Genomic DNA, 13,103 nt, shown 5'->3' with positions numbered 1-13,103 from the left:
CCCGCACGCGGCGGGGGCACCGGGGCACGCCGGTCGGCGCGGGGGTCAGCGCGGGCGGTCAGCGCCCGTAGCGGAGCAGGTTGCGGACCATGCGGCAGGTGATGTCGGACGGCGGGTGGACGCCGATCCGCTCGGCGGTGCGGCGTATCCTCCCGTTTCCGGCCTGGGCCGGTTCGTAGACCCCCGAGTCGAGCAGGGCGATGGTCAGGCGCATCGTCTTCAGACGGCGGTTGTGCGCCACGTACCACTCACGGGGCAGGCCCGCGGGCAGCGGCTTCTTCGGCAGTGCGGCCAGCGGCGGGGATGTCTGTCGGCGGTGGTCCAGGGGCAGTGCGGCAGCGGCCATCGGCTTCCTCCTGAGGCGTCGGCCCACGCTTTCGAACACTGTCGATTTTACCGCCAAGCACTGACAAAGCCCCCTGGCCGGGCGGGGGTTCGGCGCTTACGGAAGCAGGCCCGCGGCGGCGGTCCCGGGGGCCGGGTCGACCGGCGGCGCCGGGGCGGGCGCGAACCACGTCGGCTCGTCGCGCAGCGCCTCCTCGATCCGGCCGCGGGCGATCGGCCCGAGCGGCGGCAGCTCGTCCAGTGCGAACCAGCGCACGTCCAGCGACTCGTCGTCGTTGACCCGGGCCTCGCCGCCCACCGCCCGGCAGCGCAGCACGATGTCGATGTATTGCGCGCGGTCGCCGTTGCCGTGGACCACCGGTTCGTTGCTGAAGACGCTCAGCACCCGCTCGACCACCGCGGAGACACCGGTCTCCTCCTGGATCTCCCGTACCGCGCTCTCGGCCGGCTGCTCGCCCGGGTCGGGGATGCCGCTGATCAGCGCCCAGCGGCCGGTGTCGGTACGCCGGTTGAGCAGCACCCTGCCGCGGTCGTCGAACACCACCATGACCACGCCGGGCAGCAGGAGGAGAACGTTCCCCGCCTTGCCGCGGATGTCCTGGATGAACTTGGGAGTCGCCATGCCCCGAGCCTACGAGATGCCAGGTGAACGCCACATCAGCACCAGGTTTCACGCGCTCGAAGAGCTTCCTGTGCGACGTGTCCACAGGGTGGGCCGTCACCCGTTACGGTGATCCGGACAACAGCGCCCACGCGGGGAACGCGGGTGCGGCGGCACCGTCGCGTCCGCGTGGCGGCAGGGGGTCGGGGATGGACACGACGACCGGCGGCGCGCCGCCGCACGGCGGCCGCACGGGCCGCGCCACGGGGCCGCGCCCCGGCGGGCGGCCGCTGCGGCAGGCCCGGCAGGAGCGGCGGCCGTCGGCGAGCGGGGTGGACGCCGCGGGGATGGCCGTGCTGGCGTGCTGCGCGGTCTGGGCGGTGGTCTGCGCCGGCGGGCGCGCGGCCCGGCCGGAGGGCGCGCTGCTCGCGCTGCTGGCGGTCACCGCCGGATACGCGGCCGGGCGGGTGCTCGGCGCGATGCTGCCGAAGCTGACGCTCGCCGCGGGCGCGGTGACCGTGCCTGCGCTCGTGCTGGTCCCGGCGGGCCGGCTCTCCCGCGGCGGGAGCGCGCCGCCGCTGGGCTACGCCAACGCCGACGCCGCGCTGCTCGTCCTCGCCGCCGGAGCGGCCTGCTGCGCGGCCTGGGGCGTCACCGGTCCGCTCTGGCGGCTGCCGGCGGTGGTGTGGCGGAGCCTGCTGCGGCTGCTGGCGCTGACCTGCGCGCTCTCGGCGCTGCTGCTGGGGTCGTCCGCGGCCTTCGCGGCGGGCGTGGCGGTCGTGCTGTGCTCGCTGGCCGCCGCCCGGATGCGGCACCGGCTGACCGGCCTGGCCGGGCTGGCGCTGGCCGCGGCGCTGGCGGTCGGCGGCAGCTACGCGACCGCGGTCGACGCGCTGCCCGGCGGGCTGTCGCAGTCGCTGACCGGGCAGCTCACCCAGCCGCGAGTGGCGCTGTGGCACGAGGCGGTAAAGCTGGCCGAACGGCATCCGCTGCGCGGGGTCGGGCCGGGGCGCTTCGCGGAGGAGAGCACCCCGCTGCCCTCGGACACCCCGACCGCGCAGACCCCCCAGTCCGCGCCCTTCCAACTCGCCGCGGAGCAGGGCGTGCCCGGGGTGGTCCTGCTCGGCGGCGCGTACCTGTGGACGCTGTGCGCGCTGTGGCGCTCCCCGCGCTCCACTCCGGCGGTGCTCACCGCCGCCGCCGCGCTGACCGGGCTCGGCCTGCTCGCCACCGTGGACCATGTGCTCAGCTACGCGGCGGTCACCTCGGCAGCGGGCCTCCTGGCGGGCGTGGCCACCTCCCGGCCCTGGCCGGCGCCGGCGGGCTGACTCAGCGGCCGGCGGGGTCCTGGGGCGCGGCGAGGCCGAGCATCTCGCGGATGGCGCGCACCGCGCCCTCGGCGTCGTCGACGGTCACCGTGAACCAGCGGCCGCCGCCGAGGTCGATGACGATGCCCGGCCCGCGCCGTACGACGACGGCCGTGCCCTTCTCCGGTCGCCAGCGGTAGCCCCAGCCGCCCCAGGAGCGGGGGCTGATCACCGGGGCCAGCCGGGCGCCGCTGACCTCGCCCATGGGGATGCGGCGGCGCGGCACACCGATGTGCCCGCAGCGCACCTGGACCGCCTCGCGGTCGACCCGGACGTGGACGTGGGTGAAGGCCACGGTGCCGAAGAGGACGAGCAGCCCCACGGCGAGGCAGCCGACCACCGACATCACGAGCGGGACGAGGCTGGCGGTGGGGCCGGGGCCCTCGACCGCCAGGGAGATACCGAGCGCCACACAGGCGGCGCCCACGGCAGCGGGAACCCACTGCATACGGTTGCGGGCCCGGCCCGTCCACACACGGGACGCGCCGGTCTCCGGCCGGGGAGCGTGCGTCATGCCCGCAGCGTACCCACCCGCGGCGCGCCTGGCACCGTCCGGACGTCAGGCCGTGGCGGCCGTCACGGCCAGGGCGGCGCCCTGGGGGTAGGCGAGGGCGGCGGCGGGCAGGGGCGCGGGGCGGCCGTTGAGGAGGACCTCGAGGGTGCCGCCGCCGGGCGTGGCGGCCACCCTGCGCAGGGCCTGGGCAGCCACGGCGTCGGCGGACCCGTACAGCGCGGCGCCCGGCAGGGCGGCGGAGATGCGGTCGGCGACGAGTTCGTAATGGGTGCATCCCAGGACGACGGCGCTTACCGCCGACGGGGTGAGGGCCGCCGCCGCGGCGATCGCCGCTTCGACGGCGTCCTGGTCGGCGTGCTGCACCGCGTCGGCCAGCCCGGGGCAGGGCACCTCGGTGATCCGGGCGCCGTTGCCGAACTCGGCGATCAGGCCGCGCTGGTAGCTGCTGCCGGTCGTGGCGGGGGTGGCCCAGATCGCCACCTCGCGGTGGGCGGCCGCCGCGGGCTTGATCGCCGGGACGGTGCCCACGACCGGCAGCCCGGGCTCGAACGCCGCCCGCAGCGCGGGCAGCGCGTGCACCGAGGCGGTGTTGCACGCCACGACCAGGCCGTCCAGCCCGTAGGCGGCCGCGGCCCGCGCGCAGTCCAGGGCCCGCGCCGCGACGTCCTGCGCCGACCGCGGGCCCCACGGCATGCCCGCCGGGTCCGACGCGAGGACCAGGTCGGCGTCCGCCCGCACCCGCCGCACCGCCGCGGCAGCGGCGAGCAGCCCGACACCCGAATCCACCAAGCCGATCTTCACGCCACCACTCTAAGCGCTCCCCCGCGACACGCTGCCGCTGCCGCGGCCCGCACCGCCGCGCGGGCCCGGGCGCGCCGCAGGAGGTGCCCCGCGCGGGCGCCGGGCGGGAACTCGGGCAGACTGCGGGGGTGAGCGTGATGACTGGGATCGCAGGGGTGTCGTTGGTGGCGTGGGTGTGGCTGCTGGCGGGGCAGGGAGGGTTCTGGCGCACCGACGTGCGGCTGCCGCGGGGCGGCGGGCGCGCGCCGGTGCGGGCGTGGCCGGACGTGGCCGTGGTGGTGCCGGCGCGGGACGAGGCCGAGGTGATCGGGGTCAGCCTGTCCTCGCTGCTCGCCCAGGAGTACCCGGGCCGCGCGGAGGTCTTCCTGGTGGACGACGGCAGCACGGACGGCACCGGCGAGCTGGCCCGGGAGCAGGGCGCGCGGCCGGGCGCGCTGCCGCTGACGGTGACCTCCCCGGGCGAGCCGCCGCAGGGGTGGACCGGCAAGCTGTGGGCGGTGCGGCACGGGATGGCGCTGGCCGGTGAGCGCACCGGCGCGGAGTACTTCCTGCTCACCGACGCGGACATCGCGCACCGCCCGGGCAGCCTGCGGGCCCTGGTGGAGGCGGCGGTCGGCGAGGACCTGGACATGGTCTCCCAGATGGCCCGGCTGCGGGTGGAGACGGGGTGGGAGCGGCTGATCGTCCCGGCGTTCGTGTACTTCTTCGCGCAGCTCTACCCCTTCCGCTGGATCAACCGCCCGCGCGGGCGGACCGCGGCCGCGGCCGGCGGGTGCGTGCTGCTGCGGGCGTCCGCGGCGAAGGCGGCGGACGTGCCGGACGCGATCCGGCAGTCGGTGATCGACGACGTGGCGCTGGCCCGCGCGGTGAAGCGGTCCGGCGGGCGGATCTGGCTCGGGCTCGCCGAGCAGGTCGACAGCGTGCGCCCGTACCCGGACCTGGCCGAGCTGTGGCGGATGGTGGCGCGCAGCGCGTACGCCCAACTGCGGCACAATCCGCTGGTGCTGGCGGGGACCGTGCTGGGGCTGGCGCTGATCTACCTGGTGCCGCCGGTCGCGGCGGTCGGCGGGGCGGTCGCGGGCGCGTGGCCGCTGTGCGTGCTGGGCGCGGCGGCGTGGGCGGTGATGGCGGGGACCTATCTGCCGATGCTGCGCTACTACGGCCAGCGGTGGGCGCTGGCCCCGCTGCTGCCGTACACCGCGGCGCTGTACCTGCTGATGACGGTGGACTCGGCGGTGCAGCACTACCGCGGCCGGGGCGCGGCGTGGAAGGGCCGCACCTACGCGAAGCCCGACGCGACCGTGTGACGGCGGGCGGGCGTGCGGAGGCGGTGGACCGGCGCAGGCGTGAGGGCACGGCGGACCGGCGGCGTACGGCGTGGCCGTACGGCCGCGCGACCGCCTCCTCAACCGTACCGTCCGGCGCTCTCCGCCCTGCGTGCGGGCTTGTTGACGTATCGTCAGGAGCGGCGGAGCGCCCGCGCGGCACACCCGGGAAACGAGGCTTTTACCTGATCACATCCTGAGATGGTGACCGTTTTCCGGGGATTCGCTCGTATTAATGAACCAAGGTCACTCACAGCACGCAAAACAACCATCCAATCGGTCTCCCCAACGACCACATCGTGGGCTTAACTTATGGCCCATGACCACCCCCCGCGGTTCGTACGGTGGCGGCTACGGCAGCTACTACCCTTCGTCTGCGTCCTTCCCGGACACCCCGATCTACGACAGCCTCGTGGCCGAGCGCGGCACCCCGCAGATCGCCCCCATCCGCGTGCCCGCGCCGTACCCCTCGTACGACTCCGGCGGCTACAACTCCTTTGGCAGCAGCGGGAATCTGCCTGCCCTGCCCGCCGCGCTCCCGGCGCTGCCGGCCGGCCCCTCGGCCCCGGCGGGGCAGATGGGCCAGCAACACCAGCAGCCCCAGCCGCAGCACCAGCAGGGGCCGGGCGGGTACCAGGGCGGGGGTTACCAGCAGCAGCCCGCGGCATATGCGCCGCAGCAGGCCGCCATGCAGCGCCCGGCGCCGGCCAACGGCTACGGCGGCTACCCTGCGCAACCGCAGCAGGCGTCGCCGTCCGGCTACCAGGCGGCCCGCCCGGCACCGCCGCGGCCGATGGCGCCCCGGCAGGGCCCGGTCGGGCACCCGGAGGAGAACTACCAGCGCCGCAACCTCGGCCTCGGCGTCCCGCCGGCACAGCCCGGAGGGGGCTACTACCAGGGCTGAGCCCAACAGCAGGCCGGGCTGCGGGCGGCAGCTGACCGGATGGCACGATGGTCGCATGACCATGCCCACCGTCAGCGCGCTGCACCTCTACCCGGTCAAGTCGATGCGTGCCACCAGCACGCCGGCGGCGGTCGTGGAGCCGTGGGGGCTCGCGGGGGACCGCCGCTGGATGCTGGTCGACGCCGCCACCGGCAAGGCGGTCACGCAACGTGAGGACGCCCGGCTGGCGTTGGTGGACACCGCGCTCGACGACCGCGGCGGGCTGCGGCTGTCCGCACCCGGCCGGGCGCCCCTGCATGTCGACGTGCCGCCGCCCGGCCCGCTGGAGACCGCGCGGATCTTCGCCGGATCGCTGGAGGTGCGCGCCGCCGGCGACGCCGCCGCGCGGTGGTTCACCGGCTACCTCGGCACCCCGGTGCGGCTGGTCCACCTCGACCGGCCCGACCTGCGCCGGCCGATCGCGCCCGAGTACGCCGTGCCCGGCGAGACCGTCAGCCTCGCCGACGGCTTCCCGCTGCTGGTCACCACCACCGCGTCGCTCGACGCGCTCAACGAGCTGATCGCCGCGGGCGACCGGGCGAAGGAGGGCCCGCTGCCGATGGACCGGTTCCGGCCGAACGCCGTCGTGGACGGCACCGCCGCGTGGGCCGAGGACGGCTGGAAGCGGGTCCGGATCGGCGAGGTCGTCTTCCGCGTGCCCAAGCCCTGCGGGCGGTGCGTGATCACCACCACCGACCAGCGCACCGGCGTCCGCGGCCGCGAGCCGCTGCGCTCCCTGGGCCGGCACCGCAACCTCGACGGCCGGCTGGTCTTCGGCCAGAACCTCGTGCCCGAGTCGTCAGGAACCCTGCACGTCGGCGACGCGTTGAGCGTGGTGGACTGACGTTCCACCCGCCTTTTCCGCACCCCCGCGGAAAGGGCGTGCATTGAACCGCGCCGGTTGCGGTAGTTGATGGGTGTGAAGGGGGTGGCCGCCGATGAGGGGTCGCACGACAGGCACCGTGCGCGGATGGCGCTGGCGGCGCAATCCGCTGCGCCGGCGCACGGACGTGGTCGAGACATGGCTCGCGCTGTTCTTCGCCGTCGCCCTGTGCGCGACACCGCTGCTGGGCTGGTGGGCGGACAGATCGGTCGGCCGCGTGCTGAGCCACGAGGTCGCCACCGAGCACGCCGAGCGCACCCTGGTGACCGCGACCCTCGCGCGCGACAAGGCGTCCGGCTCGAAGACGCGTCCCACCGAGCAGTTGCGCTGGACCGGCCCCGACGGCAGCACGCGGACCGCCACGGTCTCCTCCGACATCGAGGTGCTCCAGCAGGGCCGGATCAAGGTCTGGACCGACCGCGCCGGCAGGTTGGCGCCGCCGCCGCTGGACTCCGCCACCGCCGGCACGCACGCGGTGCTCGCCGGGGTCGCCGCCGGGTCGGCCGCGGCCGGACTGCTGGTGCTCTCCCGCCAGTTGCTGATGTGGCGGCTGATGCTGCGCCGGCTGGAGTCCTGGGCGCGCGAGTGGGCCCGGGTCGGCCAGGACTGGGGCCGCGCCGGCGCCGGCGGCTGACCCGTCCGCGGGGGCGCGAAACCGCCCACCGGCGCGCTGCCGCAAGCCCGTTACGATGTCCACCGGGTGGCCGCGCGTCACCAGCATGCCTCCGGCCGCGCTACGGTTTGATCCCCGGTCGGCGACGCAAGAGGGTGGGGGCTGAGCAGCCCGATGGCACATGGCGTGGTGCAGGTGACCAATCCGAGCAGTTCTCGGTGGCGCCGCCGCACAGGTGAGTACGAGACCCTTGCTGCCGCGCTGGACGCGGCCGGCGACGGCGACGTGCTCTCGGTGGGTGCCGGCACCTACCGGGAGAACCTCCTGGTGGACCGCGCGGTGACGCTGCGCTGCGCGGACGGGCCCGGCACCGTGCGGCTCGCCCCCACCTCGGGGGTGGCGCTCACGCTGCGGGGGGCCGCGCTGGTGCAGGACCTGGTGGTCGAGTGCCAGGACGTCACGTCGGCCGCGCTGCTGGTCGAGGCGGGCGCCCCGGAGCTGTCGGGGGTGCGGATCAGCACCCGCTCGGCGGTCGGCCTGGAGGTGCGCGACGGCGCCCGGCCGACGGTACGGCGCTGCACCGTGGACAACCCGGCCGGGGTCGGGGTGAGCCTGCTGGAGGGCGCGGGCGGCCTGTTCGAGGAGTGCGAGGTGGTCTCCGCCGGGCAGAACGGCTTCGCGGTGCGTGGCGGCGCGACCCCGCGGCTGGAGCGCTGCCGGGTCCACCACGCCACCGGCGCGGGCCTGTCGGTCACCGGCGAGGGCAGCTCGCTGGAGGCGGTGAGCTGCGAGGTCTTCGAAGTCCGGGGCACCGGCGTGCAGTTGTCGGCGCAGGGCAGCGGGCAGTTCACCGACTGCCAGGTGCACCGCACCACCGGCGACGGCATCACCCTGGACACCGACGCGGTGCTGGCGATGTCCGACTGCGTCATCCACGACATCCCCGAGAACGCGGTGGACCTGCGGGCCCGTTCGGTGCTGACCCTCACCCGCAGCACGATCCGCGGCTTCGGCCGCAACGGCCTGTCGGTCTGGGACCCGGGCACCCGCGCGGACGCCAACCAGTGCGAGATCCACGACAGCACCGGCGACTACCCGGCGGTGTGGGTGAGCGACGGCGCGGTGACGATACTGGACTCCTGCCGGGTGCACGACGTGCCGGACGCGCTGTTCGTGCTGGACCGCGGTTCGCGCGCGGACGTCGTGGACAGCGACTTCACGCAGATCCGCAACACCGCGGTGTCGGTGAGCGACGGCGCCAGCGTGCAGCTGGACGACTGCCGGATCAAAGAGGCGGCCACCGGCGCGTGGTTCCGCGACCACGGCAGCGGCGGCACCCTCTCCCAGGTGACCGTGGACGACACCGCGACCGGGGTGATCGTCACCAAGGGCGCGGACCCGGCGCTGGAGCGCTGCACCGTCACCAACCCCGCCGAGGCCGGGGTGTACGTCTCGGCCGGCGGGCGCGGCGCCTTCACCGGCTGCCGGGTGGTCGGCAGCCGCGGCTTCGGCTTCCACATCATCGACGGCTGCCGCTCCCACCTGACCCGCTGCCGCACCGAGCGGTGCGCCCGCGGCGGCTACGAGTTCGCCGAGCCGGGCCCGGTCACCGAGGACTGCACCAGCGACCGCGCCGCGACCGACGACCTGCCCGCGCCCGTACCGTCCGCGGCGCACACCGCCGGCGGGTCCGCCGCGGACGGTACGCCGCCGGCTCGGGCGCTGAGCACCGGCACGCAGTCGTACGGCCTGCTGGGCGGCGTCCCGGCGCAGCGGCCGGCCGAGGTGCCGCCGCAGGACGCGCCGGTGCGGGTGGCCACGCGGGAGAGCGACGTGGTGCTCGGCGACCTCGACGCGCTGGTCGGCCTGGACAGCGTCAAGCGCGAGGTGCGCACCCTGATCGACCTGATCTCGGTCGGGCGGCGCCGGGAGCAGGCCGGGCTCAAGGCGCCCTCACCGCGCCGCCACCTGGTCTTCACCGGCTCCCCCGGCACCGGCAAGACCACGGTGGCGCGGCTGTACGGGGAGATCCTGGCGTCGCTCGGCGTCCTGGAGCGCGGGCACCTGGTCGAGGTCGCCCGGGTCGACCTGGTCGGCGAGCACATCGGCTCGACCGCGATCCGCACCCAGGAGGCGTTCGACCGGGCGCGCGGCGGGGTGCTCTTCATCGACGAGGCGTACGCGCTCGCACCGGAGGACGCCGGCCGTGACTTCGGGCGCGAGGCGATCGACACGCTGGTGAAGCTCATGGAGGACCACCGCGAGGCGGTCGTGGTGATCGTGGCCGGCTACACCGCCGAGATGGAGCGGTTCCTCGCCTCCAACCCGGGTGTGGCGTCCCGCTTCTCCCGCACGATCACCTTCGGCGACTACACCGCGCAGGAGTTGCTGCAGATCGTGGAGGCGCAGGCGACCGAGCACCAGTACCGGCTCGGCGATGACGCCGCCGAGGCGCTGCTGAAGTACTTCAGCGCGATCCCCAAGGGTCCCGCCTTCGGCAACGGCCGTACCGCGCGCCAGACCTTCGAGGGCATGATCGAGCGGCACGCGGTCCGTATGGCGCACGTCGACGATCCCACCCACGACGAACTCCAGCTGCTGTACCCCGAAGATCTCCCCAACCTGACGTGACGGCTGACCCGGCGGTGGAGTCGGCCTAAGATAAGCGGTCGGCCCATAGGACAACCTCACGGACGGGACGAGGTCACGGGTGAGCGACAACCAGAACCTGCTCGCGGAGCAGCGCCGGGCCCTGATCCTGGACGAGGTCCGGCGGCGCGGCGGTGTGCGGGTCAACGAGCTGACCCGCCGGCTGAACGTCTCCGACATGACGGTCCGCCGCGACCTGGACGCGCTGGCCCGCCAAGGCGTGGTGGAGAAGGTGCACGGCGGCGCGGTGCCGGTGGTGGAGCCGAGCAGCCACGAACCGGGGTTCGAGGCGAAGTCCGGGTTGGAGCTGGGCGCGAAGGAGGCGATCGCGCGGACGGCCGCCACCCTGGTGCCGCCGGGCGCCGCGATCGCGCTGGCCGGCGGCACCACCGCCTACGCACTGGCCCAGCAGCTCCTGGACGTGCCGGACCTGACGGTGGTGACCAACTCCGTGCGGGTCGCGGACGTCTTCCAGTCCGGGCAGCGCACGGCCGGCGGCGCCCACGGCGCCGGTGCGGCGACCGTGGTGATCACCGGCGGGATGCGGACGCTGTCCGAGACGCTGGTCGGGCCGGTCGCGGACCGGGCGATCCAGTCGCTCCACTTCGACCTGCTCTTCCTGGGCGTGCACGGCATCTCGGTGGAGGCGGGGCTGTCCACGCCGAACCTCGCGGAGGCCGAGACCAACCGCCAGTTCGTCCGCTCCGCGCGGCGCGTGGTGGTGATCGCCGACCACACCAAGTGGGGCACGGTGGGCCTGAGTTCCTTCGCCGCCCTGGAGGACGTGGACACCCTGGTCACCGACGCGGGCATCCCCGAGGTGCTGCGCGAGGAGATCGCCGAGCACCTGCCGGACCTGATCGTGGCCGGCGAGCCCGCCCCGCCCGCCGCCGACTGACCGCGGCGGCGCGCGGGCCGGATGGCCGCCGGACCGGCCGCGGCCGCAGCGGGTTCAGCCGCTGCCGGTTCAGCCGTTGCCGGTCCAGCCGTTGCCGGTCCAGCCGTTGCCGGTTCAGCCGTTGCCGGTGACCAGCGACCACGCGTGGCTCGGGGAGAGCACCACCAGCAGGACCACCACGAGCAGCAGCACAGCGGCCACCCCGCGCAGCCGGCCGCGGCGCAGCGTCCGCCGGTCGCCCTCGTCGGTGCGGCCGGTCCGCCAGGAGGTGTCGGCCGGTGCGGCCGCGGTCCTGCGCCGGCCGCGGCGCCGCCGGCCGCCCTGCGCGGCGGCCTGCTCCTGCTGCTCCCGCAGCCGGCGCGCGACGATCCGGGCGCGCGCGGACGGCTCCTTGGGCGCGGACGCGCGGATGTCCCGCTCGTTGTCGGAGAGGAACTGTTCCCACACCTCGTCCGGGATGGACGACTCCCCTTCCGGGGTGGGCGCGGAGTCTGTGGTCATCGGGCGGGCTCTCATCTCGTCCAGGACGGCCGGGGTGAGGTGCCGGGCTGCACGCCTCCCCCAGGCGGTACGGCTTCGATCCAATATACGTTCGTGCGGCGCCCGGTGGCGCGGGCTCCGGCAGCGGCCCGGAAAACCGGGGTGCCGGGCGGGCCCGGGGCCGTCGCTCAGCGGTACTCGGCCAGCCGCGGCCGGACCGCCAGCAGTACCAGCGCCGCGGCGGCGCCGAGCGCGCCCGCCGGCACGGCCGGCCACCCGCCGAGGGCGCCGCGGGCGTCGCCGGCGTGGTGGGCGAAGTCGTCGAGGCGGCGGGCGGCGAGCTGGTCCAGGGTGGTCGCGAAGTCCCAGAAGTCGAAGGCGATGTCGCCGCGGCCGACGGTGGTCAGCAGCACCGCCGCCTCGTCGGTCCGCCCGGCGTCCTTCAGGCGGCGCAGCGCGGTGTCGTCGGCGCGGAAGCGGCGGTAGCGGGTGAGGACGTCCTCGTAGGCGGGGCGCTCGGCGGCGGTGGCGTAGCCGTCGGGGGCCAGCAGGGTGTCGAGGCGCTTGGTGAGGGCGGTGTAGCGGGCCGCGTCGCTGCGGCCGAGGTCGTCGCCCTGCACGAACCAGCGGCTCTCGGCCGCGGCCGCCTGCGCGGCCACCGCCCCCGCCTCGGCCAGCCGGGACCAGGGCCGCAGCCCCTGGCTGTCGGCGGTGCCCGCGGCGCCCGCGCCGGAGCTGAGGGCGACGGTGCCGGCCAGGCACACCGCGAGCACCGCGGCGGTCGCGGCGACCAGCGGCGGGCTGAGCAACCGCCGGTAGGCGCGGGCCAGTTCGCGCTGCCACCACAGCAGGAAGAGCAGGGCGGCGGCGCCGAGCGCGCCGACCACGGCGATCCAGCGGCGGGTGTCGGTGTGCACTTTCGCGGCGGCGCGGCCGGCCTGCTGCCGGTAGTCCGCCGCGAGCTTGTCGGCCGTCGGCAGCAGGGTCTGCGTCATGACGGCGCCGGCTTGGGCGTTCATGGCCACGGTGACGGCGGGCGGGTGGCCGGCCAGGCGGTCGGGCGACTGCTCGTCGACGAAGGCGGCGCGGCCGCTGAGGTCGTCGTAGCGGCTCAGTCCGTCGAGGAGTGCGCCCACCTGGTCGCTGTGGGCGCTGTCGCCGCTCAACTGCCGTAGCGCGTCGCTGACTTCCGTGCGCCGCTGTTGGGCGGTGATGAGCGCTTCGAGTTGGTTGCCGACGTAGGCGCCGCTGCCGTCGGCGGACATGCCGGGCGCGAGGGTGTCGGCGTGCTGGGCGTCGAGGTCGGCCAGCGCGAACCTCAACTGGGCAGCGACGGCGGCGCGTTCGGACACCGTCGTGCGCAGTCGCGAGGTGTCGCCGCGGACGGTGACCGCGCCGATCACGGCGGTGGCGCACAGGGCGGCGAGCAGCAGGACGGCCAGCGCCGCGCGGGCGCCGAGCAGGCCCGGGCCGGTCAGCCGCAGCCGCAGCCGGCGGCGGGCACGGTAGGGCTCGGGCGGGGCGGCGGGCGGTGTCGACCGCGCCTCGGGCTCGGCCGGCCCGGCGGCCCCTCGGCTCGTCAACTGCGACGTGGTCATGCGGTGACGCTAGGTGCGGGCGGCGAAACCCCGGTGGCTGTCCGGCGGCCGTACGGTGTCCTGGCTGTAACGGAACGGAACGGGCG

13 protein-coding genes are annotated in these 13,103 nt (G+C 75.5%); 7 read left to right on the top strand and 6 right to left on the bottom strand.

Annotated elements, in window-relative coordinates:
* Positions 1–58: 58 nt before the first annotated feature.
* A complete protein-coding gene (locus AC3ERT_RS20735; protein ID WP_335979979.1) occupies positions 59–346 on the bottom strand; it encodes a hypothetical protein in 288 nt (95 codons plus the stop codon).
* Positions 347–442: 96 nt separating this feature from the next.
* Positions 443–967 carry an NUDIX hydrolase gene (locus AC3ERT_RS20730; RefSeq protein WP_335979981.1) on the bottom strand — a complete coding sequence of 175 codons (525 nt, stop codon included), beginning with the start codon at positions 965–967 and terminating at the stop codon, positions 443–445.
* Positions 968–1,155: 188 nt separating this feature from the next.
* On the opposite strand from AC3ERT_RS20730, the gene AC3ERT_RS20725 reads away from it, so the two are divergent.
* Entirely contained in the window at positions 1,156–2,274 is a 1,119-nt protein-coding gene (locus AC3ERT_RS20725; protein ID WP_335979983.1) for an O-antigen ligase family protein, read from the top strand.
* Between the two features lies 1 nt (position 2,275).
* Here AC3ERT_RS20725 and AC3ERT_RS20720 read toward each other — a convergent pair whose 3' ends face one another.
* Complete coding sequence (locus AC3ERT_RS20720) at positions 2,276–2,827, bottom strand: hypothetical protein (protein WP_335979984.1); 552 nt, start codon at positions 2,825–2,827, stop codon at positions 2,276–2,278.
* A gap of 45 nt (positions 2,828–2,872) precedes the next feature.
* A complete protein-coding gene (locus AC3ERT_RS20715) occupies positions 2,873–3,628 on the bottom strand; it encodes a glutamate racemase (protein WP_435175925.1) in 756 nt (251 codons plus the stop codon).
* 137 nt (positions 3,629–3,765) lie between these two features.
* Here AC3ERT_RS20715 and AC3ERT_RS20710 point away from each other — a divergent pair, with 137 nt between their 5' ends.
* The 6 genes from AC3ERT_RS20710 to AC3ERT_RS20685 all read left to right on the top strand — a co-directional run bounded on the left by AC3ERT_RS20710 (position 3,766) and on the right by AC3ERT_RS20685 (position 10,939).
* Entirely contained in the window at positions 3,766–4,935 is a 1,170-nt protein-coding gene (locus AC3ERT_RS20710; RefSeq protein ID WP_435175923.1) for a glycosyltransferase, read from the top strand.
* A 337-nt stretch (positions 4,936–5,272) separates the two neighbouring features.
* Positions 5,273–5,857, top strand: a complete 585-nt coding sequence (locus tag AC3ERT_RS20705; RefSeq protein WP_335979988.1) for a DUF6643 family protein — start codon at positions 5,273–5,275, stop codon at positions 5,855–5,857.
* 55 nt (positions 5,858–5,912) lie between these two features.
* The gene (locus AC3ERT_RS20700; RefSeq protein ID WP_335979989.1) at positions 5,913–6,740 is read left to right on the top strand and encodes an MOSC domain-containing protein; all 828 of its coding nucleotides are present in this window, start codon (positions 5,913–5,915) and stop codon (positions 6,738–6,740) included.
* A gap of 94 nt (positions 6,741–6,834) precedes the next feature.
* Positions 6,835–7,413, top strand: a complete 579-nt coding sequence (locus tag AC3ERT_RS20695) for an Rv1733c family protein (RefSeq protein ID WP_435175921.1) — start codon at positions 6,835–6,837, stop codon at positions 7,411–7,413.
* Positions 7,414–7,566: 153 nt separating this feature from the next.
* The gene (locus tag AC3ERT_RS20690) at positions 7,567–10,023 is read left to right on the top strand and encodes a right-handed parallel beta-helix repeat-containing protein (RefSeq protein WP_435175919.1); all 2,457 of its coding nucleotides are present in this window, start codon (positions 7,567–7,569) and stop codon (positions 10,021–10,023) included.
* A gap of 79 nt (positions 10,024–10,102) precedes the next feature.
* Positions 10,103–10,939, top strand: coding sequence for a DeoR/GlpR family DNA-binding transcription regulator (locus AC3ERT_RS20685; protein WP_335979994.1), 837 nt, complete (start codon positions 10,103–10,105; stop codon positions 10,937–10,939).
* Between the two features lie 114 nt (positions 10,940–11,053).
* Here AC3ERT_RS20685 and AC3ERT_RS20680 read toward each other — a convergent pair whose 3' ends face one another.
* Together AC3ERT_RS20680 and AC3ERT_RS20675 are read right to left on the bottom strand one after the other, a co-directional pair.
* Positions 11,054–11,440: a hypothetical protein gene (locus AC3ERT_RS20680; protein WP_335979995.1), complete on the bottom strand. Its 387-nt coding sequence runs from the start codon at positions 11,438–11,440 to the stop codon at positions 11,054–11,056.
* A gap of 167 nt (positions 11,441–11,607) precedes the next feature.
* Positions 11,608–13,017 carry a hypothetical protein gene (locus tag AC3ERT_RS20675; RefSeq protein ID WP_435175916.1) on the bottom strand — a complete coding sequence of 470 codons (1,410 nt, stop codon included), beginning with the start codon at positions 13,015–13,017 and terminating at the stop codon, positions 11,608–11,610.
* Positions 13,018–13,103 lie beyond the last annotated feature (86 nt).

The organism is Actinacidiphila sp. bgisy145 (assembly GCF_057708125.1).
The sequence above is the reverse complement of the archived record's forward strand: the minus strand, read 5'-3'. Positions and strand labels throughout refer to the sequence as shown.

Excerpts from the sequence above, each read along its gene's own strand:
- AC3ERT_RS20675 (WP_435175916.1), bottom strand. The coding sequence starts at position 13,017 with ATGACCACGTCGCAGTTGACGAGCCGAGGGGCCGCCGGGCCGGCCGAG.
- AC3ERT_RS20730 (WP_335979981.1), bottom strand. The coding sequence starts at position 967 with ATGGCGACTCCCAAGTTCATCCAGGACATCCGCGGCAAGGCGGGGAAC.
- AC3ERT_RS20700 (WP_335979989.1), top strand. The coding sequence starts at position 5,913 with ATGACCATGCCCACCGTCAGCGCGCTGCACCTCTACCCGGTCAAGTCG.
- AC3ERT_RS20680 (WP_335979995.1), bottom strand. The coding sequence starts at position 11,440 with ATGACCACAGACTCCGCGCCCACCCCGGAAGGGGAGTCGTCCATCCCG.
- AC3ERT_RS20725 (WP_335979983.1), top strand. The coding sequence starts at position 1,156 with ATGGACACGACGACCGGCGGCGCGCCGCCGCACGGCGGCCGCACGGGC.
- AC3ERT_RS20695 (WP_435175921.1), top strand. The coding sequence starts at position 6,835 with ATGAGGGGTCGCACGACAGGCACCGTGCGCGGATGGCGCTGGCGGCGC.
- AC3ERT_RS20720 (WP_335979984.1), bottom strand. The coding sequence starts at position 2,827 with ATGACGCACGCTCCCCGGCCGGAGACCGGCGCGTCCCGTGTGTGGACG.
- AC3ERT_RS20735 (WP_335979979.1), bottom strand. The coding sequence starts at position 346 with ATGGCCGCTGCCGCACTGCCCCTGGACCACCGCCGACAGACATCCCCG.
- AC3ERT_RS20710 (WP_435175923.1), top strand. The coding sequence starts at position 3,766 with ATGACTGGGATCGCAGGGGTGTCGTTGGTGGCGTGGGTGTGGCTGCTG.
- AC3ERT_RS20690 (WP_435175919.1), top strand. The coding sequence starts at position 7,567 with ATGGCACATGGCGTGGTGCAGGTGACCAATCCGAGCAGTTCTCGGTGG.
- AC3ERT_RS20705 (WP_335979988.1), top strand. The coding sequence starts at position 5,273 with ATGACCACCCCCCGCGGTTCGTACGGTGGCGGCTACGGCAGCTACTAC.